The sequence below is a fragment of the Paenirhodobacter huangdaonensis genome (genome assembly GCF_004022465.1).
Taxonomy (GTDB): Bacteria; Pseudomonadota; Alphaproteobacteria; order Rhodobacterales; family Rhodobacteraceae; genus Rhodobacter; species Rhodobacter huangdaonensis.
The window spans coordinates 248,172-274,906 of sequence record NZ_SAVA01000004.1; the positions used below are offsets into that span (position 1 = coordinate 248,172).

The 26,735-nt window shown below is 69.0% G+C and carries 26 protein-coding genes; 11 read left to right on the forward strand and 15 right to left on the reverse strand.

The genetic code is table 11. The features are described from left to right. The first annotated feature begins 19 nt into the window (after window positions 1-19). Complete coding sequence (locus tag EOW66_RS08760; RefSeq protein WP_128156016.1) at window positions 20-982, forward strand: hypothetical protein; 963 nt, start codon at window positions 20-22, stop codon at window positions 980-982. Here the strand turns inward: EOW66_RS08760 and radC are convergent. The 3 genes from radC to dnaK form a co-directional block, all read right to left on the reverse strand. After that, window positions 979-1,746 carry a RadC family protein gene (gene radC, locus EOW66_RS08765; RefSeq protein WP_128156017.1) on the reverse strand — a complete coding sequence of 256 codons (768 nt, stop codon included), beginning with the start codon at window positions 1,744-1,746 and terminating at the stop codon, window positions 979-981. The two genes, EOW66_RS08760 and radC, sit on opposite strands and share 4 nt — an antisense overlap. Window positions 1,747-1,821: 75 nt before the next feature. Next, a complete protein-coding gene (gene dnaJ / locus EOW66_RS08770) occupies window positions 1,822-2,967 on the reverse strand; it encodes a molecular chaperone DnaJ (RefSeq protein WP_128156018.1) in 1,146 nt (381 codons plus the stop codon). Window positions 2,968-3,030: 63 nt separating this feature from the next. Continuing rightward, on the reverse strand, window positions 3,031-4,950 hold the full coding sequence (gene dnaK, locus EOW66_RS08775; protein ID WP_128156019.1) for a molecular chaperone DnaK: 1,920 nt from the start codon (window positions 4,948-4,950) through the stop codon (window positions 3,031-3,033). A gap of 175 nt (window positions 4,951-5,125) precedes the next feature. On the opposite strand from dnaK, the gene EOW66_RS08780 reads away from it, so the two are divergent. Next, entirely contained in the window at window positions 5,126-5,761 is a 636-nt protein-coding gene (locus tag EOW66_RS08780; protein WP_128156020.1) for an alpha-ketoglutarate-dependent dioxygenase AlkB family protein, read from the forward strand. Window positions 5,762-5,873: 112 nt separating this feature from the next. On the opposite strand, the gene EOW66_RS08785 is transcribed toward EOW66_RS08780, so the two are convergent. Both EOW66_RS08785 and mutY read right to left on the reverse strand, forming a co-directional pair. After that, a complete protein-coding gene (locus EOW66_RS08785; protein WP_128156021.1) occupies window positions 5,874-7,016 on the reverse strand; it encodes an alkane 1-monooxygenase in 1,143 nt (380 codons plus the stop codon). A gap of 52 nt (window positions 7,017-7,068) precedes the next feature. Beyond that, window positions 7,069-8,124, reverse strand: coding sequence for an A/G-specific adenine glycosylase (gene mutY / locus EOW66_RS08790; protein ID WP_128156022.1), 1,056 nt, complete (start codon window positions 8,122-8,124; stop codon window positions 7,069-7,071). 95 nt (window positions 8,125-8,219) lie between these two features. Between mutY and EOW66_RS08795 the strand changes: the two genes are divergently transcribed. Then, window positions 8,220-8,771 carry a DUF721 domain-containing protein gene (locus EOW66_RS08795; RefSeq protein WP_128156023.1) on the forward strand — a complete coding sequence of 184 codons (552 nt, stop codon included), beginning with the start codon at window positions 8,220-8,222 and terminating at the stop codon, window positions 8,769-8,771. Continuing rightward, window positions 8,771-9,436, forward strand: a complete 666-nt coding sequence (locus EOW66_RS08800; protein WP_128156024.1) for a DsbA family protein — start codon at window positions 8,771-8,773, stop codon at window positions 9,434-9,436. Before EOW66_RS08795 ends, EOW66_RS08800 begins: the two co-directional genes overlap by 1 nt. A 158-nt stretch (window positions 9,437-9,594) precedes the next feature. Here EOW66_RS08800 and lpxK read toward each other — a convergent pair whose 3' ends face one another. The 3 genes from lpxK to EOW66_RS08815 are packed head-to-tail and all read right to left on the reverse strand — an operon-like array spanning window position 9,595 to window position 12,095. Next, window positions 9,595-10,584 carry a tetraacyldisaccharide 4'-kinase gene (lpxK, locus tag EOW66_RS08805; RefSeq protein WP_128156025.1) on the reverse strand — a complete coding sequence of 330 codons (990 nt, stop codon included), beginning with the start codon at window positions 10,582-10,584 and terminating at the stop codon, window positions 9,595-9,597. Next, window positions 10,584-11,822 (reverse strand): 3-deoxy-D-manno-octulosonic acid transferase, encoded by a 1,239-nt coding sequence (locus tag EOW66_RS08810; protein WP_128156026.1) that lies wholly within the window; start codon window positions 11,820-11,822, stop codon window positions 10,584-10,586. The genes lpxK and EOW66_RS08810 overlap by 1 nt, the downstream gene beginning before the upstream one ends. A gap of 18 nt (window positions 11,823-11,840) precedes the next feature. Beyond that, window positions 11,841-12,095, reverse strand: a complete 255-nt coding sequence (locus tag EOW66_RS08815) for a DUF4170 domain-containing protein (RefSeq protein WP_128156027.1) — start codon at window positions 12,093-12,095, stop codon at window positions 11,841-11,843. A gap of 127 nt (window positions 12,096-12,222) precedes the next feature. Between EOW66_RS08815 and zapE the strand changes: the two genes are divergently transcribed. Next, a complete protein-coding gene (gene zapE, locus EOW66_RS08820; protein ID WP_128156028.1) occupies window positions 12,223-13,299 on the forward strand; it encodes a cell division protein ZapE in 1,077 nt (358 codons plus the stop codon). On the opposite strand, the gene EOW66_RS08825 is transcribed toward zapE, so the two are convergent. The 4 genes from EOW66_RS08825 to EOW66_RS08840 all read right to left on the reverse strand — a co-directional run bounded on the left by EOW66_RS08825 (window position 13,296) and on the right by EOW66_RS08840 (window position 17,649). After that, window positions 13,296-14,327, reverse strand: coding sequence for an LLM class flavin-dependent oxidoreductase (locus EOW66_RS08825; RefSeq protein ID WP_128156029.1), 1,032 nt, complete (start codon window positions 14,325-14,327; stop codon window positions 13,296-13,298). The genes zapE and EOW66_RS08825 overlap by 4 nt on opposite strands. A 95-nt stretch (window positions 14,328-14,422) precedes the next feature. After that, window positions 14,423-15,709 carry a bifunctional folylpolyglutamate synthase/dihydrofolate synthase gene (locus EOW66_RS08830; protein ID WP_128156030.1) on the reverse strand — a complete coding sequence of 429 codons (1,287 nt, stop codon included), beginning with the start codon at window positions 15,707-15,709 and terminating at the stop codon, window positions 14,423-14,425. Window positions 15,710-15,784: 75 nt separating this feature from the next. Next, on the reverse strand, window positions 15,785-16,693 hold the full coding sequence (gene accD / locus EOW66_RS08835) for an acetyl-CoA carboxylase, carboxyltransferase subunit beta (protein ID WP_113898549.1): 909 nt from the start codon (window positions 16,691-16,693) through the stop codon (window positions 15,785-15,787). A gap of 71 nt (window positions 16,694-16,764) precedes the next feature. Next, window positions 16,765-17,649 carry a CPBP family intramembrane glutamic endopeptidase gene (locus EOW66_RS08840; RefSeq protein ID WP_128156031.1) on the reverse strand — a complete coding sequence of 295 codons (885 nt, stop codon included), beginning with the start codon at window positions 17,647-17,649 and terminating at the stop codon, window positions 16,765-16,767. Window positions 17,650-17,849: 200 nt separating this feature from the next. Here EOW66_RS08840 and EOW66_RS08845 point away from each other — a divergent pair, with 200 nt between their 5' ends. Beyond that, the gene (locus EOW66_RS08845) at window positions 17,850-18,608 is read left to right on the forward strand and encodes a TSUP family transporter (RefSeq protein ID WP_128156032.1); all 759 of its coding nucleotides are present in this window, start codon (window positions 17,850-17,852) and stop codon (window positions 18,606-18,608) included. 3 nt (window positions 18,609-18,611) lie between these two features. Here the strand turns inward: EOW66_RS08845 and EOW66_RS08850 are convergent, their stop codons facing one another. After that, window positions 18,612-19,601: an asparaginase gene (locus EOW66_RS08850; protein WP_128156033.1), complete on the reverse strand. Its 990-nt coding sequence runs from the start codon at window positions 19,599-19,601 to the stop codon at window positions 18,612-18,614. 172 nt (window positions 19,602-19,773) lie between these two features. Between EOW66_RS08850 and EOW66_RS08855 the strand changes: the two genes are divergently transcribed. Continuing rightward, window positions 19,774-20,298: an invasion associated locus B family protein gene (locus EOW66_RS08855; RefSeq protein WP_128156034.1), complete on the forward strand. Its 525-nt coding sequence runs from the start codon at window positions 19,774-19,776 to the stop codon at window positions 20,296-20,298. A 122-nt stretch (window positions 20,299-20,420) separates the two neighbouring features. Further along, window positions 20,421-21,602 (forward strand): 23S rRNA (adenine(2503)-C(2))-methyltransferase RlmN, encoded by a 1,182-nt coding sequence (rlmN, locus tag EOW66_RS08860; RefSeq protein ID WP_128156035.1) that lies wholly within the window; start codon window positions 20,421-20,423, stop codon window positions 21,600-21,602. A 54-nt stretch (window positions 21,603-21,656) separates the two neighbouring features. Here rlmN and EOW66_RS08865 read toward each other — a convergent pair whose 3' ends face one another. Together EOW66_RS08865 and EOW66_RS08870 are read right to left on the reverse strand one after the other, a co-directional pair. Continuing rightward, window positions 21,657-23,222 (reverse strand): ArnT family glycosyltransferase, encoded by a 1,566-nt coding sequence (locus tag EOW66_RS08865; RefSeq protein WP_128156036.1) that lies wholly within the window; start codon window positions 23,220-23,222, stop codon window positions 21,657-21,659. A gap of 1 nt (window position 23,223) precedes the next feature. Next, entirely contained in the window at window positions 23,224-24,048 is an 825-nt protein-coding gene (locus tag EOW66_RS08870; protein WP_128156037.1) for an LOG family protein, read from the reverse strand. A gap of 91 nt (window positions 24,049-24,139) precedes the next feature. Between EOW66_RS08870 and dapD the strand changes: the two genes are divergently transcribed. From dapD to EOW66_RS08885, 3 genes are all read left to right on the forward strand, one after another. Beyond that, window positions 24,140-24,967 (forward strand): 2,3,4,5-tetrahydropyridine-2,6-dicarboxylate N-succinyltransferase, encoded by an 828-nt coding sequence (gene dapD, locus EOW66_RS08875; RefSeq protein ID WP_128156038.1) that lies wholly within the window; start codon window positions 24,140-24,142, stop codon window positions 24,965-24,967. A 50-nt stretch (window positions 24,968-25,017) separates the two neighbouring features. Beyond that, the gene (locus EOW66_RS08880) at window positions 25,018-25,386 is read left to right on the forward strand and encodes a hypothetical protein (protein ID WP_113898558.1); all 369 of its coding nucleotides are present in this window, start codon (window positions 25,018-25,020) and stop codon (window positions 25,384-25,386) included. A gap of 80 nt (window positions 25,387-25,466) precedes the next feature. Further along, the gene (locus EOW66_RS08885; RefSeq protein ID WP_128156039.1) at window positions 25,467-26,732 is read left to right on the forward strand and encodes a lytic murein transglycosylase; all 1,266 of its coding nucleotides are present in this window, start codon (window positions 25,467-25,469) and stop codon (window positions 26,730-26,732) included. The last annotated feature ends 3 nt before the right edge of the window (window positions 26,733-26,735 follow it).

A 26,735-nucleotide genomic window follows, 5' to 3' on the forward strand; every position in this document is an offset into this window, starting at 1 on the left:
AGCAGTTCCGGAGGCGGTGATGAAGGCCCTGCACAAGATCACGATGGCGACGGTCACGGTCGCGCTGGCAGGTTTGATGGGGCATGTGATGCAGAACGCGTCGCATTTCGGGCTGGCCTCGCGGCAGGGGGCGGCTTTCGATGTCGCCGGGCTGACGAATGTGAGGCCGGTCGCCAATATCGCCGAGGGCACTGCGGGCATCGAGGTGACGGGCGTGCGCATGGGGGCGGTGGCCGAGCTGCCGGCGCTGCCGCGACGCGCGGTGGCCGCGGATGCCGCGATCGGGCCGCTGCCGCAGGCCGAGGCGCCCTCGGGTGGTTTTGCGCGCTGTGCCGCGCCGGCGCTGAAACTGGCCCCTGCCGCGGGGGCTTCGGTTCTGCTGAGCATCGCGGCGCCCTGCGCGGCGGATGGCGCGGTCGAGATCCGGCACGAGGGGCTGGCGATTCCGGTGCAGCTGGATGCGGCGGGCGACTGGAGCGGGCTGGTGCCGGCGCTGGCACCGAACGCGGGCTACAGCCTTGAGCTGCCCGATGGCCAGACGCTTGCCGCCACGGTTGCGGTGCCGGAGCTCGACACGGTGAACCGGGTGGTGGTCGGCTGGACCGGCGCGCCGGCCTTCCTGCTCAACGCCTTCGAGCGCGGCGCCTCCTGGGGCGGGGCGGGGCATGTGCGGGCCGCGGCGCCGGGTGTGCCCGCGGCGCCGGGCTCGGGCTGGCTCTTGAGCTATGGCCTTGCCGAAGATGGCCCGCATCTGCAGGTCTATACCGCGCCCGCCGGGCTGACCGGGCTGGCGCTCGATCTCGAGGCGCCGGTGAGTGAGGTGACCTGCGGCACCGATCTGCGGGCGGCCATGCGCCGGGTGATCGCCGGCCGGTCCGAGGCACCCGCGGAGATTGCCGTCGCCATGCCCGGCTGCGACGACCGTCTGGGGGATGTGGTGGTGCCGCTGCCCGACCTGCCGGTCTCGGTCGCCACGAACTAAAGATAGCCCGCGGCGCGGAAGCTGACCTCGCGGCTTTTGCCGATCACCAGATGGTCGTGCAGCACAAGGCCCAGAAGCGCGCCTGCCTGCCGGATCTGTTCGGTCATCGCGATGTCGGCCTCGGAGGGCGTCGGGTCGCCCGAGGGGTGGTTGTGCACCAGGATCAGCGCCGAGGCGTTGATCTCGAGCGCGCGGCGGATCACCTCGCGCGGATAGACCGGGACATGGTCGACGGTGCCGCGCGCCTGCTCCTCGTCGGCGATCAGCACGTTGCGCCGGTCGAGATAGAGCACGCGGAACTGCTCGGTCTCGCGATGCGCCATCGCGGTGTGGCAATAGTCGAGCAGCGCATCCCAGGAGGACAGCAGCGGCCGCTGCATCACCTTGGCGCGCGCGAGCCGCAGCGCCGCCGCCTCGGTGATCTTCAGCTCCTGCACCACCGTCTCGCCGACGCCTTCCACCTCCATCAGCCGCAGGGGCGCGGCCGAGACCACTCGGCCGAAATCGCCGAAACGGTCGATCAGGCGGCGGGCGAGGGGCTTCACGTCCTGCCGGGGCAGGGCGCGGAACAGAAGAAGTTCCAGAAGCTCGTAATCGGGCATCGCCGCGGCGCCGCCCTCGGTGAAGCGGGCGCGCAGTCGCTTGCGGTGGTCGCGGATATAGGAGGGCAGGCGCTCGCCGGTCAGCGCGACCGGCTCCGCCTCGTCGGCATCGCCGAAAAGCGGCAGCGTCGCGTCCTGAAAGGCGGGGTCCGGGCGGGTCATGCCACAAGTGTGCCAGCGGCTGGTTACTGAAACCTGAAGGCCCGGCAATGGAAAGGGCGCCCGAAGGCGCCCCGCTCAACCCGTCATGCTGTCCCAGAAGCTCTTGACCTTCTTGAAGAACGACGCCCCCTCGGGGTTGTTCTCGGCCTCGATCTTCTCGAATTCGCGCAACAGTTCCTTTTGCCGCGTGGTCAGATTCACCGGCGTCTCGACGGCCAGCTCGATCACCATATCGCCGACCGTGCCGCCGCGCAGCGCCGGCATCCCCTTGCCGCGCAGCCGCATCTGCCGCCCCGACTGGCTGCCCGCCGGGATCTTCACCCGCGAGCGGCCGCCATCGATCGTCGGCACCTCGACCTCGCCGCCAAGCGCGGCGGAGGTGACGCTGACCGGCACGCGGCAGAACAGATGCACCCCGTCGCGCTGGAAGATCGCGTGTTCGCGCACCTCGAGGAAGATATAGAGATCGCCCGCCGGTCCGCCACGCAGCCCGGCCTCGCCCTCGCCCGCCAGGCGGATGCGGGTGCCGGTCTCCACCCCCGCGGGGATGTTGACGGAGAGCGTGCGCTCCTTCTCGACCCGGCCCGCGCCATGGCAGACGCGGCAGGGGTTCTTCACCACCTGGCCCTGGCCGCCGCAGGTGGGGCAGGTGCGTTCGACGGTGAAGAAGCCGTTCTGCGCCCGCACCTTGCCGAGACCCGAACAGGTCGGGCAGGTCTGCGGCTCGGCGCCGCCCTCGGCGCCGGTGCCGTTGCAGGCGGTGCAGGCCGAGGAGCCGGGCACGGTGATCGTCTTCTGCGCGCCCTTGAAGGCCTCTTCCAGGGTGACCCGCATGTTGTAGCGCAGGTCCGAACCGCGGGTGGCGCGCGAGCGTCCGCCCTGCCCGCCGCGCCCGCCCATGAAGTCGCCGAACAGGTCCTCGAACACATCCGAGAAGGCCGAGGCGAAATCGCCCTGGCCGCCGCCATAGCCGCCGCGGCCGCCGCCCATGCCGCCTTCGAAGGCCGCGTGGCCGTAACGGTCGTAGGCCGCCTTCCTCTCGGCGTCCTTCAGCACGTCATAGGCTTCGTTCACTTCCTTGAACTGCGCCTCGGCGTCGGGGTTGTCCTTGTTGCGATCGGGGTGAAGTTCCTTCGCCTTGCCGCGATAGGCCTTCTTGATCTCTTCGAACGAGGCGGTGCGAACGACGCCCAGCACCTCGTAGAAATCGCGTTTTGCCATTGAAGCCCCCTTCGGGGAACGGGAACGGGCCCCTCCTCGGGGCCCGCTCCGCTGTTCCGGCGCTTACTTGCGCTTGTTCTCGCCCATGTCCTCGAAGTCGGCATCGACGATGTCGTCTTCGTCCGACGAGCGGTCCTGCGCCTCGTCCTCGGCACCAGCCTCGCCGCCCTGCGGCTGCTGCGCCTTGTAGATCGCCTCGCCCAGCTTCATCGCGGCATCGGTCAGGTTGCTGATCGCGCCCTTGATCTTGCCGGGCTCTTCCGACTTCAGGGCCTCTTCCAGCGCGTTGCAGGCCAGCTCGATCACCTCGACGGTCGAGCCGTCAACCTTGTCGCCATGCTCTTCCAGCGACTTGCGGGTCGAGTGCAGCAGGCTTTCGCCCTGGTTCTTGGTCTCGACCAGCTCCTTGCGCTGCTTGTCGGCCTCGGCATTGGCCTCGGCGTCCTTGACCATCTTCTCGATCTCGTCGTCGGACAGGCCGCCCGACGCCTGGATCGTGATGTTCTGGGTCTTGCCGGTGCCCTTGTCCTTGGCCGAGACCGAGACGATGCCGTTCGCGTCGATGTCGAAGGTCACCTCGATCTGCGGAATGCCGCGCGGTGCCGGCGGGATGTCCTCGAGGTTGAACTGGCCAAGCAGCTTGTTGTCCGCGGCCATTTCACGCTCGCCCTGGAAGACGCGGATGGTCACGGCCGACTGGTTGTCCTCGGCGGTCGAGAAGATCTGCGATTTCTTCGTCGGGATCGTGGTGTTGCGGTCGATCAGACGGGTGAAGACACCGCCCAGCGTCTCGATGCCGAGCGACAGCGGGGTCACGTCGAGAAGGACCACGTCCTTCACGTCGCCCTGCAGCACGCCGGCCTGGATCGCCGCGCCAAGCGCCACGACCTCGTCCGGGTTCACGCCCTTATGGGGTTCCTTGCCGAAGAACTTCGTCACTTCCTCGACGACCTTCGGCATGCGGGTCATGCCGCCGACCAGAACCACCTCGTCGATCTCGTCCTTCGACACGCCCGCATCCTTCAGCGCCGCGGCGCAGGGCTTCAGCGAGGCCTTGATCAGGTCGCCCACCAGCTGCTCGAGCTTCGAGCGGGTGAGCTTCATCACCATGTGCAGCGGCGTGCCCGAGGAGGCGTCCATCGAGATGAAGGGCTGGTTGATCTCGGTCTGCTGGCTCGAGGACAGCTCGATCTTCGCCTTTTCGGCCGCTTCCTTCAGACGCTGCAGCGCCATCTTGTCCTTGGTCAGATCGACGCCATGCTCCTTTTTGAACTCCTCGGCGAGGTAGTTCACGATTCGCATGTCGAAGTCTTCACCACCAAGGAAGGTGTCGCCGTTGGTCGATTTCACCTCGAAGAGACCGTCGTCGATCTCGAGGATGGTGATGTCGAAGGTGCCGCCGCCGAGGTCATAGACCGCGATCGTCTTGGTGTCCTTCTTGTCGAGGCCATAGGCAAGCGCCGCGGCCGTCGGTTCGTTGATGATGCGCAGCACCTCGAGGCCGGCGATCTTGCCGGCGTCCTTCGTCGCCTGACGCTGGGCGTCGTTGAAATAGGCGGGGACGGTGATCACGGCCTGGGTGACGGTCTCGCCGAGATAGCTTTCGGCGGTTTCCTTCATCTTCTGCAAGATCACGGCCGAGATCTGCGCGGGCGAATACTTGTCGCCCTTCACCTCGACCCAGGCGTCCCCATTGCCGCCGTCGACGATCGAGAAGGGAACGAGCTTCTTGTCCTTCTGCACCTCGGCGTCGGTGACCCGACGGCCGATCAGGCGCTTCACGGCAAAGACGGTGTTGGTGGGGTTGGTGACAGCCTGACGTTTCGCAGGCTGACCGACAAGACGTTCATTGTCGGTGAAGGCGACGATCGACGGCGTGGTGCGCGCGCCTTCCGAATTTTCGATCACCCGCGGCTGAGCCCCGTCCATGATGGCGACGCAGCTGTTCGTGGTGCCGAGGTCGATCCCGATGACTTTGGCCATTTCAATACCTCTTCTTTCGGCGATACGGCGGGGCCGGGTCCCGTCAGGCCCCCGTCCCCTATCCCAGGGTTCAAGTCTCTGCCCGTGCGGGAACTGTCCTCTCCGGGCTTCTGGGCGTATATAAGGAGGGGTCAGGGGCCCTGCAAGAACCCGTGCCGGGGGAAGATCGCAACAAATGACGGAATCTGACAAGGACGCCACGGAACGCCCGCAAGCGCAGGAAATCCGGGGCTTTCTGTATTACCCGGGCTGGCTGTCCCCGGCCGGGCAGCGGCAGATGCTTGCCGATCTGCGCGCCGTGGTCGCGGCGGCACCGCTGGTCGGGCCGATCACCCCCTCGGGCCGGCCGATGTCGGTGCGGATGAGCGCGGCCGGGCGCTTCGGCTGGGTCAGCGACCGGCGCGGTTACCGCTATGCCGAGACCCACCCGCAGGGCACGCCCTGGCCCGCGATCCCCGACAGCATCCTTGCCGTCTGGCGCGCGGTCTCGGGCTCGGCGCGGATGCCCGAATGCTGCCTGATCAACTTCTACGACGCGGGCGCGCGCATGGGGCTGCATCAGGACCGCGACGAGGCCGATTTCGGCGAGCCGGTGGTGTCGATCTCGCTCGGCGACGACGGGCTCTTCCGGATCGGCAACGAAAGCCGCGGCGGGCCGACGCAAAGCCTGTGGCTGCGCTCGGGCGATGTGCTGGTGATGGGCGGAGAGGCGCGGCTGCGCCATCACGGCATCGACCGGATCGCGCCCGGCACCTCGATGCTTTTGCCCAAAGGCGGGCGCCTCAACCTGACGCTGCGCGTGGTGACCTGAGGCAGAGGAGTATTTGGACCAAGAAAAAGCACGGGCCCTTCCCCGGGACTTGCCGTTTTTTCTTGGGAAAAATACTCCGCGGGGGTCCGGGGGCGCGACGCCCCCGGCGGGCTCAGACCGAGCCGCGCGGCATCGGCGTGGTGCCGTCCCTGTAGGGCGTCCAGTCCTCGATATGCGGGTAATAGCGCTTGCGCCAGGCCCGCACCCGCGGGTTCATCCGGCGCCGCCACAGCGGCGGCACCATGGCAAGCGCCGTCATCGCCGGATAGCCGAAGGGCAGCTGCGGCGCCTCCTCGGGGGCATAGGTCTGCAACAGCGGGAAACGCCGGTCGGGCTTGTAATGGTGGTCCGAATGGCGCTGCAGGTTGATCAGCAGCCAGTTCGAGGCGGTCTGGTCGGCGTTCCAGCTGTGCCGTGGCAGCACATGCTCATAGCGCCCCTCGCCCCTGTATTCGCGGGTCAGCCCGTAATGCTCGACGTAATTCGTCAGCTCGAGCTGCCAGATCGCGAAGAAGGCCTGCAGCACGAAGAGCCCGACGCCCGGCCAGCCCCCGACCGCAAAGGCCAGCGCCAGCGCCAGCAGCTGCAGCGCGCCATAGCGCCAGAACGGATTGCCGGCGTGCCAGACCGGCCGGCCGGCCCGGGCAAGTTTCAGCCGCTCGGCGCGCCATGCGCTCGCCGGGCATTCGAACAGAACGCGCCAGAAGAAGCGGTGAAACCCCTCGTTGTAGCGCGCCGTCACCGCGTCGCGCGGCGTGCCGACCCAGAGGTGATGCACCAGCAGATGCTCGGTGCGGAAATGCGAATAGAGCACGCTCGCCAGCAGCAGATCGCCGAGCCAGCGCTCGAGCCGGGTCTTCTGATGCATCAGCTCGTGGCTGTAGACGATGCCGATCGTGCCCGAGATCACGCCCACGCCGAAGAAGAGCGCGACGATCTCCCACCAGGCGAGATGGTCGCTATGGGTCACGTCCCAGATCAGGCCATAGATCACCACCGCCTGGATCGGGAACCAGATCAGGGTGATCAGCCGATACCAGAACAGATCCTCGACCGGGGTGGTGACATCGGGCTGGTCCTCGTTGCGGCCGAGGATCTGGTCGAGCACCGTCACCGACCACCAGGCGTAGGTCGGCAGCAGGAGCAGCGACCAGCCGCCGAAGCGCGCCTCGATCGCCGCAAGCGGCAAGGTGCCGAGCGAGACCCAGAACGGCAGGGCCCGGCTCGGACGGCGGATCTCTTCACGGCTGGACATCATTACCCTCTCTCGCGCCGTGCCATGATAGCCGAGCGGTTTCCCGAGGCAATCACTCGGGATGCGGCGAAAGCGCGCTTTGCGCCGCGTCCCAGACCTTGCGCATCACCGTGGGCAGCGCCGCCGGGCGGAAGTCGGCGCGCGGGGTAAAGCCCGCCCCCTCCGCCTGCGCCGCAAAGACCCGCAGCCGCAGGTGGAAATGGGTGAAGGTGTGGCGCACCGTCGAGGGCGCCTCGCGCCAGTCGGCGGCCAGCGGCGGCGTGAATTCCGGCGCCGGGCCCCAGCCCGAGCCCGGAAAGCCCAGCATCCCGCCCAGCAGCCCCTTCTCCGGCCGGCGCTCGAGCAGCACGCCCCCCGCCCCGTCGCGCGCGACGAAGGCAAAGCCCTGCCGCACCGGCTTTTCCGCCTTCGGCGCCTTGCGCGGCAGGCTGTCGGCGATGCCCTGTGCCGAGGCCGCGCAGAACGGCCGCAGCGGGCAGATCGCACAGGCCGGGTTGCGCGGCGTGCAGATCGTCGCGCCAAGATCCATCATCGCCTGCGCATGATCGCCCGGACGCCGCGCCGGCGTCAGCCGGCCGGCAAGGTCCGTCAGCGCAGCCTTCGCCCCGGGCAGCGGCGTCTCGACGGCCCAGAGCCGCGACACCACCCGCTCGACATTGCCGTCGACCACCACCGCGGGTTCGTCATGCGCGATCGCGGCAATGGCAGCGGCGGTATAGGGGCCGATGCCGGGCAGGGCACGCAGCCCCTCCGAGGTCGTCGGGAACACCCCGCTGTGCTCGTGCGCCACCACCCGGGCGCATTTCAAAAGGTTGCGGGCGCGGGCGTAATAGCCAAGCCCCGCCCATTCCGCCATCACCGCACCATCCTCGGCGGCGGCCAGATCCTCGACCCGCGGCCAGCGCGTGGTGAAACGGTGGAAATGGTCCTTCACCGCGGCGACGGTGGTCTGCTGCAGCATCACCTCGGACATCCAGACCCGATAGGGATCGGCGCGCTCGCCCGTGGCATGGTCCGCCGGCCCCACCCGCCAGGGCAGCACCCGCGCGGCGCGGTCATACCAGGCCAGAAGGGCCTCGCCCGCCGCCGCTTCGTCTCCGTCACGCAATCTTTATGCTCCCCTTCCCGTCCTGGATCTGGCAAAGCCCAGACGGGGGCCTAGAATAACGCCGAACGCCGGGAAGGACAGGCGGGAAGGACCAGATGAGCGACAAGTCTCGCACCACGCCGAATGCAGAGCGCCGCACCCGCGGCTTCGAGCCCGCCTCGAAGCTGGTGCGCGAGCGTATCCGCACCGCCGGCGAGGCGCGCGGCTTCGCCGTGGCACGGCTCTTCACCCATTGGCCTGAGGTGGTGGGCGAGGATCTCGCCCGCCTCACCCGCCCGGTGAAGATCGGCTATGCCAAGGGCGGCTTCGGCGCGACGCTGACGCTGCTCGTCGAAGGCGCCGCCGCGCCGATGGTCGACATGAGCCGCGAACGCATCCGCGAGAAGGTGAATGCCTGCTATGGCTATAACGCGGTGTCGCGCGTGGTGCTGACGCAGACCGCCGCCACCGGCTTTGCCGAGGGCCAGGCGCAATTCGCCCCGGCGCCGCGCGCCGTGCGGCCCGAACCCACCCCGGCGCAACGCGCCGAGGCGCGCGAGACCGCCGAGGGCTGCGCTGATGCCGGCCTGCGCGCCGCACTCGAACAACTTGCTGAAAACGTGCTGATGAAGTCCGCGAGGCGGGCGAAAGAAAGAAAGGCTGACTGATGAACCGACGCACCCTCCTCCTCGGGCTGTCCGGGGCCGCCGTGATCGCTGTCGCGGGCGGCTGGATCGCCACGCGCCAGGGCGCGGGCCAGACGGGCTTTGCCGTGCCGGCGATGGCCGAGGACGCCCCGGCGGCGGAGCTGCTGCCCGACGTGCCGCTCGGCAGCCCCGACGCGCCGGTGACGCTGATCGAATACGCCTCCTACACCTGCCCGCATTGCGCGCATTTCCATGACGAGGTCTTCGGTGCGCTCAAGCGCGACTATATCGACACCGGCAAGGTGAGGTTCATCCACCGCGAGGTCTATTTCGACAAGTTCGGTCTCTGGGCCGGGCTGATCGCGCAATGCGGCGGCACGATGAAATATTACGGCATCGTCGACATGCTCTATGGCACGCAGAAGGACTGGATCGGCGACGGCAAGGAGCAGACGATCTCGGACAACCTGCGCAAGATCGGGCTGAAGGCCGGGCTGACGAACGAACAGCTCGACACCTGCCTGAAAGACCAGAAGCGCGCCGAGGCGATGGTGACCACCTTCCAGAAGCACGCCACCGACGATCAGGTCGAGGGCACCCCGACGCTGATCATCAATGGCGAGAAATACTCGAACATGAGCTACGAGGAGCTGAAGAAGATCCTCGACGCGAAGCTCGCCGGTTGAGGTCGCCGGGGGGCGCTGCCCCCCGCTGCGCTCCCCCCGGAGTATTTGTGCCAAGAAAAAGCCCGTCGAAAAGACCCCGGGCTTTCTCCTTGCCGAAAAGACCTCGGGGGTGAATGCGCCGTCAGGCGCAGAGGGGGCAGCGCCCCCTTTTTCATTGCCTAAAGGCCAAGCCGCGCCAGCGCCGCATCGAGCGCCGCGGTGTCGGCGATCTGCAGCCGCACCGGCAGTGCCAGCACCTGCGGGCGAAAGCGCGCGGGCAGGCGCACCGCGTCCTTCTCGGTCGTCACCAGCTGCGCGCGGAGCAGCCGCGCCTCGGTCTCGAGCCGGGTGAGCAGCCGCGGCGTGTAGGGCTGGTGGTCCTCGAGTGCCTCGGCGCGCAAGAGCTCGGCGCCGAGCCCGCGCAGGGTGGCGAAGAATTTCTCCGGATGGCCGATGCCCGCAAAGGCAAGGACGCGCAGCCCGTCCCAGTCCATCCCGGTCTGCAGCGGCTCGAGCGCGCCGGTCAGATGCGGCACCGCGATTTTTCCGCCCCACCCGGCCGCAAAGCCGGCCTGTGCGGCGGCCGGTCCGATCGACAGCAGCAGGTCGGCGCGGGCAAGCCCGGTGGCGACCGGCTCGCGCAGCGGGCCCGCGGGCAGGCAGCGGCCATTGCCGAAGCCCTTCGCCGCATCCACCACCACGATCGACAGATCCTTGAGCAGCGCCGGGTTCTGATGCCCGTCATCGAGCACGATCGCCTGCGCGCCGGCCGCCACCGCCGCGCGGGCCCCCGCGGCGCGGTCCTTGGCCACCCAGGTCGGCGCAAAGGCCGAGATCAGCAGCGGCTCGTCGCCGGTTTCGGCGGCGCGGTGGCGGCGCTCGTCGACCTGCACCGGGCCCGCGAGGCTGCCGCCATGGCCGCGGCTGACGACATGGGCGGTGATGCCGCGCGCGGCGAGGTGCTGCACCAGGGCGATCACGGTGGGCGTCTTGCCGGTGCCGCCGGCGTTGATGTTGCCGACGCAGATCACCGGCACCCCGACGCGCGCGCCCGACCGGCGCAGCCGTCGTGCCGTCGCCGCCGCGTAAAGCGCTCCGAGCGGCGCGAGCAGCCGCGCCGCAAGGGCGGGGCGATCGGGCGGGGTGAACCAGAACAGCGGTGCGCCCATCAGCGGATCTCCCCGGTCGCGGCGGCGTCGAGCGTGCCGAGGATGGCGCGCGCCACGGCCTCGGCGGCGCCCGCCCCGCCCGAGGTCACCGCCCAGGCGTTATGGGCGAGCATCGCGGCGCGGTCGGGCGCGATCAGGTCGGCGAGCGCATCGCCGAGCGAGCGCGGGTCATAGATCGCCCGCGCCGCCCGTGCCGCATCGAGCCGGCTGTAATCGGCGCCGTAGGGCGCGGTCTGCGGCCCGTGCACCACCGCCGAGCCGAGCGCCGCGGGTTCGAGCGGCGAGCGCGCATGCCCGGCTGCGCCGCTCAGCGTGCCGCCCATGTAGGTCACCGGGGCGATGCGATACCACAGCCCGTATTCGCCCGGGTCATCGGCGAGGAAGATCTGCATCTCGTCGTCGGGCTCGCCCTCGAGCGTGCGCCGCCCGGCGGCCCACCCCATCGCCTCGAGTTCATTGACGAGCTCGGTCCCGTCGACGGGCTGGTCGGGGGCGAGGATCAGCAGCATCCGGTGCGCGTGGCGCTGCGCCTGGGCATGGGCGGTCAGCACCGCGTGCACCTCGCCCGCCGGCACCGCGGCGGCCAGCCAGACCGGCCGGGTGCGGGTGATCGAGGCGATCGAGGCACGCTCGGTCTCGGAGCAGTGCAGCGGCTCGGGCGGTTCGGACAGGATGCCGCCGACCTCGATCCGCGCGGGATCTGCGCCGAGGCGGACGAGCGCCGCCTGGCTTTCGGGATCGCGCACGCTGATCCGGGCGAGTCGCGTCAGCAGCGCGCGTTGCAGCCGGCGCGCGAAGAAGCCGCGCCGCGCCGCACGCCCGGGCGCATGGGCGTCGATCAGCATCACCGGCACGCCTGCCTCGCGCGTGCCCTCGATCAGCGCGGGCGGCAGGGCATTGCCCATCAGCACGACGAGATCCGGGCGCCACTGACCGAGCGCAAGGCGCACCGCGGCGGGGGCATCCTCGACCGGGTCGATGCAGAGCACCGCCTCGGGCAGCGAAACCGCCATCGTGGGCGCCATGCTGACCAGCAGGGTGAGGCCGGGGCGCTGCTGCTGCAGCCGGCGCAGCAGCAGCGCCGCATTGGCGCCGGCGTCATGCCCGTCCTCGCCGCCCGGGTCGGGCACCAGCCAGACCAGCGGGCCTGGCGGACGCACCGGCGCTTCGGCCGCCAGCGCCGGCCGGCGCGAGCGGCTGAGCGCGAGGCGCAGCCACAGCAGGAAGGACCGGCGCATCGCGGGCTCCGCCGGAGATCAGGCGCCGAGTTCTTCGGTCGGCGAGGCGGGGACCTCCTCGTCGCGCAGCCGGTGCAGGTGGGCGATGAAATAGCGCATGTGCGCGTCGTCGACCGAGCGCTGCGCCTCGGCCTTCCAGGCGTTGAAGGCGCTCGAATAGTTCGGGAAGATGCCGACGATGTGGATCTTGCTCACATCCTTGAACTGCGTATGTGCGGGGTCGATGAGCTCGCCGCCGAACACGAGGTGCAGCCGCTGGGTCGAATTGGACATGATCTCTCCTGTCGCTGAGATGGCGCGCGAACCCTATGCCATGCCCGCCCCACGCTCAAGCGGCGCCCGCGCGAGAATGTCGCAGGCGGTGCTTTTCAAGCGCCGGAGGAGCGGCTAGGGAAAGGGCATGAAACAGAGCCTGCTGCAAATCTATGACGCCCGTGTCGCCGCCGGCACGCTGCACGCCGACGCGGCGCAGCGCGCGGTCCTGCCGCTGATGGAGCGGATCCGCACCGAGCTTGAGGCGCCGGTGAAGAAGCCCGGTCTCTTCGGCCTCTTCGTCAAGCCCCCCGAGACGGTGCGCGGCCTCTACCTGTGGGGCGGCGTCGGGCGCGGCAAGTCGATGCTGATGGACCTGTTCTGCGGCGCCGTCGAGGTGCCGAAGCGGCGCGTGCATTTCCACGCCTTCATGCAGGAGGTGCAGGCGCAGATCGAGGCGGCGCGGCGGGCGAAGACCGAGGACGCGCTGTTGCCGGTGGCGAAGGCGATCGCGGCCGAGGTGCGGCTTTTGTGCTTCGACGAGATGCAGATCACCGACATCGCCGACGCGATGATCGTCGGCCGGCTTTTCGACGAGCTGTTCAAGCGCGGCGTGACGGTGGTCACCACCTCGAACCGGGTGCCCGAGGATCTTTACAAGAACGGGCTGAACCGGCAGCTGTTCCTGCCCTTCATCGGCATCATCCGTGCCGAGCTCGAGGTGCAGGAGATCGTTTCCGAAAACGACTACCGCCAGCACCGGCTGTCGGGGGCGCAGGTCTATTTCACCCCGCTCGGCCGGCCGGCGACCGAGGCGATGACGGCGCTCTGGGAAGAGCTTTCGGGCCATGACGACAGCGCGGTGCTGCGGCTCGAGGTGAAGGGGCGCGAAGTGGTGATCCCGCATTTCCACAATGGCGTCGGCCGCGCCACCTTCTGGGATCTGTGCGCGGCGGCGCTCGGCCCGGCCGATTACCTTGCCATCGCCGGTGCGGTGCGGGTGCTGATGATCGACGACATCCCGCATCTGTCGTCCTCGAACTTCAACGAGGCGAAGCGCTTCGTCACCCTGATCGACACGCTCTACGAGGCGAAGGTGCGGCTGATCTGCTCGGCCGCCGAGGAACCCGAGCGGCTCTATATCGAGGGCGAGGGCAGCTTCGAGTTCGAGCGCACCGCCAGCCGACTGCGCGAGATGCAGTCGGCCGACTGGGCCCGCGACTAGGCGAGCAGTTCGCGCACCCGCGGGATCACCTTCTCGCCGTAAAGTGCGATGTTGCGCAGCTGCACCTCGGGCCGCTGCGGGCCGGAAGAGTATTTCAGCGTGAAGCGATCGAGGCCCAGCACCCGCACCGTGCGCGCGATCTTCTGCGCCACGGTCTCGGGCGAGCCGATGTAAAGCGAGCCATGCGCGATCTCGGCCTCGAAGGCGGCGCGGGTCAGCCGCGGCCAGCCGCGCGAGCGGCCGATCATGTCGTGCATCGTCGCATAGCCCTCGAAGAATTCCTCCTTCGCGCTTTCGTCGGTTTCGCCGACATGGCCGGGCGAGTGCACGGCAAGCGGCAGCATGGGCGCGTCCATCTGCGCGCGGGCGCGGCGGTAAAGATCGGCAAGCGGGGCGAAGCGGGCGGCGTCGCCGCCGATGATCGCCATCACCAGCGGCATGTCCATCGCCGCGGCTTCCACCACCGATTGCGGGCTGCCGCCGACACCACGCCAGATCTTGAGGGGCGTTTCGGCGCGCGGATAGACGGTGACGCCTTTCAGTGCGGGCACATGCCGGCCCTCGAAGCTCACCTTTTCCTGCGTCTGCAGCAGGTGGAGGAGCTGCGATTTTTCCTCGAACAGGGTCTCGTAATCGTCAAGCGCGAAGCCGAAGAGCGGGAAGCTCTCGATGAAGGAGCCGCGGCCGATGGTGATTTCGGCGCGGCCCGGCGCGATCGCGTCGAGCGTGGCGAAGCGCTGATAGAGCCGGATCGGGTCGTCCGAGGACAGCACCGTCACCGAGGTGCCGACGTGCATCCGCTGCGTGCGGGCGAGGATCGCGCCGATCAGCGGCTCGGTCGCCGAGATCGCGAAATCGGGGCGGTGATGCTCGCCAAGGCCGAAATAATTGACACCGACGGCCTCGGCGAGCTCCGCCTCGGCCAGGGTGTCGCGGATCACCTGGGCGCCCGTGCGCCGCCCGGTGTCGTCGCGGGTGATGTCCCCGAAGGTGTCGAGGCCGAATTCGAGGGGCTTGGCTTGGGTCATGACGGGGCTCCTGTTGTGCAGCCGCGAAGATAGGGGCGGGCGGGGCCGGCGCCTAGCTGCAGGGCTGCACAGGGATCTTCGCAGAAATGCGGAGATCAGCCGTTGTCGCGCAGCACCTTTCCGGCGAGGTAGAGCGAGCCGCAGATCAGCACCCGGGCCGTCGGATCGGCCGCGGCGATGGTGGCGAGTGCTGCCGCGACCGAGGGGGCGGTGGCGGTGCGGGCAAAGCCCGCGGCACGGGCGGCGGCCTCGGTCACCTCGGCGGGCTGCGAGTTCGGCTCCTCGGGGATGGTGATCGCGGTCAGGCTTTGTGCGACATCGGCGAGCGGGCGCATGTAGCCTGCCTCGTCCTTGGTGTTGATCATGCCGCAGATGAGATGCGTCGGCCGCGCGGGCATGCGCGCGAGCGTCGCCGCCACCGCCGCGCCGCCCGCCGGGTTGTGGCCGCCGTCGAGCCAGAGCTCGACCCCCGGCGCGCTTTCCGCGAGCGGTCCGCGGCGCAGCCGCTGCATCCGGGCGGGCCATTCGGCGCGGGTGACCGCCGCCTCGCAGGCCCCGGCATCGAAGCCCAGCAGCCGCAGCGCGGCAATCGCGGCGCCGGCGTTCTGGATCTGGTGCGGGCCGGGCAGCACCGGCAGCGGCAGATCAAGCAGCCCGGTCTCGTCCTGATAGATCAGCCGGCCGTGTTCCTCGACCGCATGCCAGTGCTGGCCATGCACGAAGAGCGGCGCGCCGACGCGGGCGGCGCGGGCCTCGATCACCGCGAGTGCCGCCTCTTCCTGCGGGCCGACGACGCAGGTGACGCCGCGCTTCAGGATTCCGGCCTTCTCGCCGGCGATCTCGGGCAGGGTCTCGCCCAAAAAGGCCTGATGGTCGATCGAGACTGGGGTGATGAGGGTCAGCGCCGGCCGTGCGATCACATTCGTCGCATCGAGCCGGCCGCCGAGCCCGACCTCGAGCAGGGTGAAATCGGCCGGCGTGCGGGCGAAGGCCAGGAAGGCCGCGGCGGTGGTGATCTCGAAGAAGGTGATCGGGGCCGTGCCGTTCACCTGCCGGCATTCCTCGAGCAGCGCAGCCAGATCGGGTTCCGAGATCAGCGTGCCGGCTAGCCGGATGCGCTCGTGGAAGCGGGCGAGATGGGGCGAGGTATAGGCGTGCACGCGCTTGCCCGCCGCCTCGAGCCCGGCGCGGATCATCGCCTGGGTCGAGCCCTTGCCGTTGGTGCCGGCGATGTGGATGACCGGGGGCAGCGCGGTCTCGGGGTGGCCGAGGGCGGCAAGCAGGCGCTCGACCCGGTCGAGGGTGAGGTCGATCACCTTCGGGTGCAGCGCCATCAGCTGCGTCAGGATCGCGTCGGAGGGAAGGGTCGTCTCAGCAGCCATCGGGGCCCCCGGAATGGTCGGAGGCCGGGGGCGCTGCCCCCGGACCCCCGAGGTATTTTCGGCAAGATGAAGGGCTCAGGCCTTCGCGAGGTCTTCGACCTTGCCCGGGGCGGGCAGGTCGCCGGCGATGGCGGGGGTGAGGCCCATCAGCATGCGGGTGATGGTGACCAGCTCCTCGCGCAGTTTCTTGCGGTGGGTGACGCGGTCGAGCATGCCGTGGTCGAGCAGGTATTCGGCGCGCTGGAAGCCTTCGGGCAGCTTCTCGCGGATCGTCTGTTCGATCACGCGCGGGCCGGCAAAGCAGATCAGCGCGTTGGGTTCCGAGATCTGCACGTCGCCGAGCATGGCATAGGAGGCGGTGACGCCGCCCGTGGTCGGATGGGTCAGCACCACGATATAGGGCAGGTGTGCTTCCTTCAGCATCTGCACCGCAACGGTGGTGCGCGGCATCTGCATCAGGCTAAGGATGCCTTCCTGCATCCGCGCGCCGCCGGCCGCGGCAAAGAGGATCAGCGGGCGTTTCGTCTTCACCGCGCGTTCGGCCGCGGCGACGATGGCATTGCCGACATACATCCCCATCGAGCCGCCCATGAAGGAGAAGTCCTGCGCGGCGGCGATGATCGGGGTGCGGCCCATCTCGCCCTCGGCGACGAGCATCGCCTCTTTCTCGCCGGTCGATTTCTGCGCGGCGCGCATCCGGTCGGGGTATTTCTTCTGGTCGCGGAACTGCAGCGGGTCGGCGATCGGCTCGGGCACCTTGACCTCGGAGAAGATGCCGCCGTCGAACAGCGCGGTGAAGCGCGCGCGCGGCGAGATCGCCATGTGGTGGTCGCAGTTCGTGCAGACGTTCAGGTTCTCGGCCAGCTCGCGGTGGAACAGCATGGTCCCGCATTCGGGGCACTTGGTCCACAGGTTCTCGGGCATCTCGCGGCGCGAGAACAACGAGTTGATCTTCGGTTTGACGTAGTTCGAGATCCAGTTCATCGGTCTTGAGCCCCTTTCGTGCGCTTGCCGCGACGTCTGGTCCAGATAAGCCGGCAGGCCGGGAATTGCAATCAGACGCGCAAGGCAAGCCGTGCAGCGAGCCAGGCGACGAGCATCGTGGCGACGTCGGCGGCGAGGTAGGGGCCGAAGGCCGCCGCATCGCGCGGGTTGATCACGATGGTGTAGAGCGCGAGCCCGTCGAGCTGGCCGTAGAGCCCGACGAAGATCATCGAGGAGAGGTTGTTGGTGAAATGGAGCGCCAGCGCCGCGCCGAGATTGCCGGTGCGCGCGGTCAGGTCGGCGGCGAGGCAGCCAAAGCCCATCGCCCAGAGCGCCGGCCAGAGCGCCATCGGCCCGAACTCGGCGGGCGAATAGTGCAGCGCGCCGAACAGCGCCGAGGGTGCCACCATCCACACCCAGGGCGAGCGGCTGCGCGCGGCAAGCTGCTGCAGCAGGTAGCCGCGGAAAATCAGCTCCTCGGCGGCGATCTGCACGAGCAGCAGCGGCAGCATCAGCGGCAGCCAGCGCAGCACCGTGGCGGGCGGCACCGAGCGGCCGACATTCGGGTCAAGGAACGCGAGCGGGAAGAGCGCGAGGGCCAGGCCGAAAAGCGGCACGCCCGCGCGCAGCGCGTCGCGCCCGGCGCCGGGGCCGAGGAGGCTGTGCAGGCCGCGCCGGTGCAGCGCCCGCGTCACGGCGAGCACGGCGAGTGCCATCGGCACAAAGGTGGCGAGCAGCATCGCCAGCCCCGCAGGCGTACCGGCGCGGGAGATCTCGGCCATCAGCCGGGCAAAGCGCATCGGTGCGAGCTGGTGGCCGATCAGCGTCAGCGTGCCGAAGACCGCCCCCCAGTAGAGCGCGACGGTCAGCACGAGACCAAGGGCCGTGCGCCACAGCTCGGCCCGCGGCTGCGCCAGGGCGGCAAAGGCCGCGAGCGGGCGCCAGGCGGGACTCATGCGGCCCGGGCCATCGGGAGCAGGCAAGGACCGTCGTGGCCGATCGGCGGAAGGGGGAAGGGCATTGCATCCTCGGTTTGCGCTGACCGCGGCAGGCTAATGCCGGGCCGGGCGGGGAGCAAGGCGCGCTTTACATTGCCCGGCCGCCAGAGGAAGACATGTCGCCCGCGGCGCGCCGGGCGCAACGGCGGTTTTTCCCGATGTTCGAAGTGTCCCTCGACCTTGCCCTGATGCTGATCGGAGCGGCCTTTGCTGCCGGGTTCGTCGATTCGATCGCCGGCGGTGGCGGGCTCATCACTTTGCCGGTCCTGCTCTTGGCGGGGGCGACGCCGCTGCAGGCGCTGTCGACGAACAAGGTGCAGGGGGTGTTCGGCGCGGCGACCGCGGCGCTCGCCTATGCGCGGGCGGGGCATGTGCGGCTGTCGCATCAGCTGCGGCCGGCGGTGCTGGCCTTCATCGCCGGGCTGGTCGGTGCCGGGCTCGTCTCGGTGATCCCGACCGGCGGGCTGCGGATCGCGCTGCCGGTGGTGCTGATCGCCATCGCCGGCTTCTTCGCGCTGAAGAAGGGGCTGGATGACACCGACCGGGCCGAGCGCATCCGACCGGCCACCTTCACCGCCGTCGTGGTGCCGCTGATCGGCTTTTACGACGGGCTGATCGGGCCCGGTGCCGGCGCCTTCTACATGATCGGCTTCGTCACGCTGGCGGGCTATGGCGTGCTGAAGGCCACCGCGCATACGAAGTTGCTGAACTTCGCCTCGAATCTCGGCGGGCTCATCGCCTTTGCCGCGGCCGGGGCGCCGTGGTGGGCGATGGGGCTGGCGATGGGGCTCGCGCAGGCGGCGGGCGCCCGGCTGGGCGCCCGGCTTGCAATGCGGGTGGGGGCGAAGGTGATCAAGCCGCTTCTGGTGACCACCTCGACGCTGCTCGCGCTGCGGCTGATCTGGCAGATGCTTTGAGGTTCAGGCGAAGCCCGGCGCCAGGCGCATGCCGCCGGTGACGAAGCCGCGCCAGTTCTTCTGCACGCTCGGGATCAGCTCCTCGACCACCGGATGCGCCGGATCGAGCGCGCCGAGTTTCACCAGAAGCGCGGTGATCGCCGCTTCCGAGGCGCGGGTGCCGCCGTCGACGATCTTCAGCGCGATGCCGCGCTTCTGCGCGGGCAGGATCGCGATATAGACCGCCTCGGCGCCGGTCTTCACCGCAACGGTGCCGCCCATGGCGCGCATCAGCCGGGTGCAGGCGCGCTCCTCACCCGCCACCATCTCGGGGAAGGCAGCCATGGCGCGGGCAAGCCGGGCGGCCGCGGCCTCGCGCACGCCGCCCTCGGGGTTCGCCGCGGCGAAGAACTGCATCGCGCGGGCAAGGCCGGTCACCGTGCAGGCGAAATTCGGCGCCGAGCAGCCGTCGATGCCGTAGCCCGGCGAGGTTTCCTGCGTCACCTCCTCGAAGGCCGCCTTCACCGCGCGCTGCACCGGGTGGTCGATCTCGACATATTCGCTGCCGCCCTTCAGGTGCCGGTTCAGCGTCAGAAAACCGGCATGCTTGCCCGAGCAGTTGTTGTGCAGCTGGCAGGGGCTGTCATGGCTGCAGGTGAGGCGGGTGTTCTCCGCCTTGTCCCAGGGCATGTGCACGCCGCAGCGCAGATCGCCCTCGGCCATGCCGAGATCGGCCAGCCAGCTTGCCACCGCGTCGCGGTGCAGCGCCGCGCCCGAATGGCTGGCGCAGGCAAGGGCAAGCTGGCGCTCGCTCAGCCCCGCGGCATCGGCCGCGCCGCTTTCCAGAAGCGGCAGCGCCTGCAGCATCTTGCACGACGAACGCGGGAAGATCACCGTCTCGGGATCGCCCCAGGCGGCCTCGATCCCGCCCGGTCCGAAGACCACGGCATGGCCCGCATGGAGCGACTCGAGCATCCCGCCCCGCCACAGTTCGATCATCGGCACTGCCGTCATTGGCTTTTCCTCTCTTCACGCATGCGCGAATTCCTGCCCGGGGGGCTTTCGTCCCGGGGCACTTTCTTGTTATCTGTGGGATATCGAGTTGAATCCGCAACCGCCATTGTCAAGAAGGGCCAAAGGCCCGCGCGGGCGGTCTAGAGGCATCAGGCAGCTGGAGGCTGTAACAATGAAGACTTTCATCCTGCGGGGCGCTGCGATTCTGGCTGCTTCGCTTCTCGTTCCCGGGATCGCCGGCGCGCAGCAGACCTCGAACCGCGTCGCCGCCAAGACCGACTGGAGCGTCTTCGTCGAAGAAAAGCCCAAGGAATGCTGGGGCGTCACCTCGCCCAAGGAATCGGTGAACACCAAGGACGGCAAGCCCACCCAGGTGCGGCGCGGCGACATCCTGCTGTTCGTCACCTTCCGTCCGGGCAAAGGCGGCGAGGTTTCGTTCATGGGCGGCTATCCCTTCGCCCCGGGCTCGACCGCCGACATGGTGGTGAACAACGGCACGAAGTTCCAGCTCTTCACCGATGGCGAGGGCGCCTGGGCGGGCTCGGCCGATCAGGACGCGAAGATCATCGCGGCGCTGAAGGGCGGCGCCGATGTGACGATCTCCGCGCATTCGGCGCGCGGCACGCAGACCAGCGACAAGTTCTCGCTAATGGGCTTCACCGCCGCGATGGACGAGGCGGCCAAGCGCTGCAAGTAAGCGCCCCGCCGCAGCGCCCCGTTGCGCGACGCAGGCCCCGGCAGTGCCGGGGCTTTTGCATTTGCACTACCGTTGCGGGCGCGAATCCCCTATATCAAGCGCTTCATTGCCGGGACATTGCCATGACCACGCCCTCCGCACCGATCACGCAAGACGTGCTGACCATTCCGCGCAAGCTGCCCGAAGGCGGCAAGGTGAACCTTGTGGGTCTCACCCGCGAGCAGCTGCGCGAGGCGCTGATCGCGGCCGGCACGCCCGAGAAGCAGGCGAAGATGCGGGTCGGCCAGATCTGGCAGTGGATCTATCACTGGGGCGTGCGCGATTTCGCGCAGATGACCAACCTCGCCAAGGACTATCGCGCGCTGCTCGACGAGAAATTCGAGATCGAGCTGCCCGAGGTGGTGACCAGGCAGGTCTCGCTTGACGGCACGCGCAAGTATCTGCTGCGTATCGCCGGCGGGCACGAGGTGGAGATGGTCTACATCCCCGAGGAAAGCCGCGGCACGCTGTGCATCAGCTCGCAGGTGGGCTGCACGCTGACCTGCACCTTCTGCCACACCGGCACGCAGAAGCTGGTGCGCAACCTGACCGCGGGCGAAATCGTCGGCCAGGTGCTGGTGGCGCGCGACGACCTCGGCGAATGGCCCGAACAGGGCGTGCCGAAGAACGACGTGCGGCTGGTGTCGAACGTCGTGCTGATGGGCATGGGCGAGCCGCTTTACAACTTCGACAACGTGCGCGACGCGATGTCGGTGGTGATGGACGGCGAGGGGATCTCGCTCAGCCGGCGCCGGATCACGCTCTCGACCTCGGGCGTGGTGCCCGAGATCGCCCGCGCCGCCGAGGAAATCGGCTGTCTCCTCGCGGTCAGCTTCCACGCCACCACCGACGAGGTGCGCGACAAGCTGGTGCCGATCAACAAGCGCTGGAACATCGAGACGCTGCTGAACACGCTGCGCGAATATCCGCGGCTGTCGAACAGCGAGCGCATCACGTTTGAATACGTGATGCTGAAGGACGTGAACGACAGCGACGACGACGCGCGCCGGCTGGTCAGGCTGATCCGCGGCATCCCGGCGAAGATCAACCTGATCCCGTTCAACGAATGGCCCGGCGCGCCCTATCAGCGCAGCGACTGGGAGCGGATCGAGGCCTTCGCCGACATCATCTACAAGGCGGGCTATGCCAGCCCGATCCGCACGCCGCGCGGCGAGGACATCATGGCCGCCTGCGGTCAGCTGAAATCGGCGACCGAGCGGGCGCGCAAGTCGAAGGCGCAGATCGCCGCCGAGGCAGGGCTGTAAGCCCCGCGCCCGGCCGCGCGCGGCGGCCGGGATCGCGATTGGGTCCGGGTTTTCTCAGCGGCCCTGCCACAGGCACCAGTCGGCGCCGTAGAAGTGGATGCGGTCATCGGGTTCGCCGGGCAGCGTCACCGCCTTGCATTCGCTTGCCAGCATGCCGCCCTTGTGCGTGCTCAGCCAGCCCCCGGCCTGTTCCGGTTCCAGCACGTCGACGGGCTTCGTCAGCCGGCCCTCGAAGCCGAATTCGGCATTGTAGCGATCGGTGACCACCGCCATGCCCTGCTCCTGATGCGCAGCAAGGATCTGCGCGATCGGGGTGCTGTCATAGGCCGGTGCCAGCCCGGTGGTGCCGATCAGCCCCAGCAGCGCCAGCACGAAGCCAAGGCCAAGCGTGGCGAGCCCCGCGACGCGCGGCAGCACCAGCGCGGCAAGGGCAAGGATCAGGCACAGGAGCGCAAAGCCCGCGACCGGGGCGAGCGGCTGCAGCAGGGCGACCGTCGTCGCATCGCCCTTGCCGAGCGCCGCGGCGAGGGCCGCGCCGCCCGCCAGCAGAACGAGCGCCGCCGCCGGCAGCGCGCCGAGCCCGCGCACCTCGCCGCGCCCGCCCGCGATCAGCGCGCGGGCGAAGATCAGCGCCACCGCCGGCAGTTCCGGGATCAGGTAATGCACCTGCTTGCCCGAGACGAGCGAGAACAGGGCAAGCCCCGCCCCGGCCTGGATCAGGCACAGCCGCAGCCCGCGGTCCGACAGCGACAGCCGCCGCAGCCCGCGCCACAGCGAGGGCGTCCAGACCCAGGGGAAGAGCAGCAGAGGCGTCAGCGCGAGCAGCCAATACCACGGCCGGGCATGGGCAAAGGACTGCACGGTGCGGCCCGCGGTCTGCTCCCACAAGATCATGTGCCGGTATTCCGGCCCGCCCAGAATCGCCGCCGGCACCACCCAGAGCCCGACGAGCGCGAGCGCGATGACAAGCGCGAGCGCCGCGCCGCGCGCGATCTCGCCGCCACCCGGCCGGCGGATGGAATTCGCCCAGAGCGGCACCGTCAGCAGCGCCGGGCCGAGGTGGAGCAGGATCACCGGCCCCTTCGCCAGCACCCCGAAGGCCAGCGCCAGGCCGAAGCCCGCCCAGGCCCGCCGGTTCACCCCGGGCGCCGAGGTCGCCGCGATCAGCGCCAGCAGCCCCCCCACCGTCGCCGCGGCCAGCATCGTGTCGAACATCACCGCGCCGCCGTAGATCGCGAAGAAGCTGGTGCCGGCCAGCACCGCGGCGGCGATCGCGCCCGTGGTCTCGTCCCACAGCCGCGCGCCAAGCCGCCAGCTGCCCCAGATCGCGCCAAGCCCGAAGGCCGGCCCGACCAGCCGCGCGCCGATGTCGCTGACATGGCCGGTGACGAGCCACACGAGGTTCATCAGCCAGAACAGCATCGGCGGCTTGTCGGTGTAGATCTCGAAATTCTTGTGCGGCACCAGGAAATCGCCGGTCACCCGCATCTCCCAGGCGACGTCGATATAGCGCGTCTCGTCGATCGGGATCAGTGGCCGCAGCAGCACGCCCGCCACCGCCACCGCCGCGAAGGCGATCAGCATCGCCAGTGCCAAAGAGCGCGCGCGCGCCGTGTCCATGTTACTCACAGCCGTAATCCCAGCCGTCGATGATTTCGAGCGCCTCTGCCGCGGTCTCGACGAAGGAGATCAGCTCGAGATCCTTCGGCGAGATCGTGCCGGCCTCGGCCAGCATGGTCCAGTTCACCACCTTCTTCCAGAACTCGGTGCCGAACAGGATGAACGGGATCCGCCGCATCCGTCGCGTCTGGATCAGGGTCAGCGCCTCGAACATCTCGTCGAGCGTGCCGAAGCCGCCCGGGAAGACGCAGACCGCCCGCGCGCGCATCAGGAAATGCATCTTGCGGATGGCGAAATAGTGGAAGTTGAAGCTGAGATCCGGCGTCACCCAGGCATTCGGTGCCTGCTCGTGCGGCAGCATGATGTTGAGCCCGATCGACTGGCCGCCGGCCTCGTGCGCGCCGAGGTTGCCGGCCTCCATCACGCCCGGTCCGCCGCCGGTGCACACGACAAGCTGGCGGCCATAGGTCTCGAGCGAGCGCTCGGTCACCGCGCGGGCGAAGCGGCGCGCCTCCTCGTAGAAATGCGACAGTTCCGCAAGAGCCGGGGTCTTGGCGGTCTCTTTCTTCTCGGGCGAGGGGATGCGGGCGCCGCCGAACATCACCACCGTGCTCTCGATGCCGCGCTCGTCGAGCACCAGCTGCGGCTTCAGCAGTTCAAGTTGCAGCCGCACCGGGCGCAGTTCCGGGCGCATCATGAATTCTTCGTCGATGAAGGCGAGGCGATAGGCGGGAGAGCGGCTTTGCGGCGTGTCCGGGATGCGGTGCGAGGCCCGTGCGTCCTCGATCGAATCGCGGAAAGTATGGCTGCTGTGCTCTTCTGTCATGGCGGTCCTGCTCGTTGCGCCTGCGGCTGCTACCAACTATAGGGAGAGGCAAGCAGAAGCCACCTGAAACCGCAAGATCCGGAGGACGCCCATGTCCACATCCTCGCTCGAAGCCGCCATCGAAGTTGCCTGGGAAACCCGCGACACCATCACCCCCGCCAGCAAGGGCGCGGTGCGTGACGCGATCGAGGAGACGCTCGCCGCGCTCGACACCGGCAAGCTGCGCGTCGCCGAGAAGATGGCCGATGGCAGCTGGCACGTGAACCAGTGGGCGAAGAAGGCGGTGCTGCTCGGCTTCCGGCTGAAGGACATGACGATGCAATCGGGCGGGCCGCAGGGCTCGAGCTGGTGGGACAAGGTCGACAGCAAGTTCGCCGGCTGGGGCGAGCCGGAATGGACCATGGCCGGCTTCCGCGCGGTGCCGAACTGCATCGTGCGCCGCTCGGCCTTCATCGGCAAGGGCGCGGTGCTGATGCCCTCCTTCGTCAACCTCGGTGCCTATGTCGACGAGAACACCATGGTCGACACCTGGGTGACGGTCGGCTCCTGCGCGCAGATCGGCAAGAACGTGCACCTGTCGGGCGGCGTCGGCATCGGCGGCGTGCTGGAACCGATGCAGGCCGGCCCGACGATCATCGAGGACAACTGCTTCATCGGCGCCCGGTCCGAGGTGGTCGAGGGCGTGATCGTGCGCGAGGGCTCGGTCCTCGGCATGGGCGTGTTCATCGGCAAGTCGACGAAGATCGTCGACCGCGAGACCGGCGAGATCATGTATGGCGAAGTGCCGCCCTATTCGGTCGTCGTCTCGGGCTCGCTGCCGTCGAAGAACGGCGTGAACCTCTATTGCGCGGTGATCGTGAAGCGCGTCGACGCGCAGACCCGGTCGAAGACCGGCATCAACGAGCTGCTGCGCGACTGAGTGCGACCGGGGCGGGCCGGCGGCCTGCCCCCTTTTTCCGGAGCCCCGCCATGACCGAGACCCCCGAGGACAAGCCCGCCAAGACCAAGCGCGCGCAGCAGGTCTATACCCTGCTCGTCGAGGTTGGCCGGCACGAGAACGACGGCCTGCCGAAGGGCGCGACCGGGGCGGGGCTGGTGATCTATGCCTCGGGCGTCGACGAGGCCGAGGCGGTGCGCGAGACCGTGGCGATCCTGAAGCAGGCCGATCTCGCGCCGCTCGACGTCACCGGCTATGGCACGCTGGCCGAGCGCGAGAAGCTCGGCCACGAGATCGACGACGAGGAACGGGCGCTGATGGATCGCGCGCTGGCCGAAAACTCGGTGATCGTGGCGCAGATGACGCCCTTCTACGGCGAGGACCGCGGCGAGCGCGGCTGAGCGATCGGCCGCCGAGGCGGATTGCGACCGGGCGCCGGCCTGCTACACTGTTTCGCAACAACAAACAGCGAGCAGAGCCCATGATCCGTGTCGTAAAGATTGCCACCCTGTCCCTCGTCGCCTTTGCCGGGCTTTCGGCCTGTGCCGGTCCGCTGGGCCGGGCCGAGCAGCCGAAGCGCGGAGAGAGCCAGATGATCGAAGAGATTCCCGCCGTCGACCCGGCCGTGCAGCGTGGCTTCGAGAACTGGCTCGTCACCTTCAAGCCGCGCGCGATGGAGTCGGGGATCAGCGAGGCGACCTGGGCCAATGCCACCCGCGGCATCCGCTACAACCCGAAGGTGATCGAGCGCGACCGCAATCAGGCCGAGTTCACCAAGACGATCTGGCAATACCTCGACAGCGCGGTTTCGGATACCCGGATCGAGAACGGCCGCGCGGCGCTGCGCGAGCACGCGGCGCTGCTGAACCAGATCGAGGCGCGCTATGGCGTCGAGAAGGAGGTCGTGGTCGCGGTCTGGGGCATGGAGTCGAACTTCGGCAACAACCGCGGCAAGGTGCTGATCGTGCCGGCGCTGGCAACGCTTGCCTATGACGGTCGCCGCGGCAACTTCTTCGCGCAGCAATTCATCGACGCGCTGAAGATCATCCAGGCGGGCGATACCGACGCGCGGCACATGACCGGGTCGTGGGCCGGCGCGATGGGGCACACGCAGTTCATCCCCTCGTCCTATCTCTCCTTCGCGGTCGATTTCACCGGCGACGGCAAGCGCGACATCTGGTCGGACAACCCGGCCGATGCGCTCGCCTCGACCGCGGCCTATCTGGCGCGGTCGGGCTGGTCGAAGGGCCAGCCCTGGGGCGTCGAGGTGCGCCTGCCGCAGGGGTTCAACTTCAACCTCGCCGGCAAGAAGACGAAGAAGTCGCCCTCTGACTGGGCGGCGCTCGGGGTGCGGGGGGTGAACGGCGGCACGGTGCCGAATTACGGCTCGGCCTCGATCCTGCTGCCCGCCGGCGCCGGGGGGCCGGCGCTGATGATCTTCGGCAATTTCACCGCGATCTCGCGCTACAACAACGCCGATGCCTATGTGATCGGGGTGGGGCATCTGTCCGACCGGCTGAAGGGGGCGGGGCCCTTCGTCCATCCCTGGCCGCGCGACGCGCGCTCGCTGACCCAGGCCGAGCGCAGCGAGCTGCAGACCCGGCTCACCGCGCTTGGCTATGACACCCAGGGCACCGACGGCATGATCGGGTCGAACAGCATCGCCGCGATCGAGGCCTATCAGCGCGCGAACGGGCTGGCGCCCGACGGCTATGCCTCGCTCGCGCTGCTGGAACGGCTGCGCTGAGCG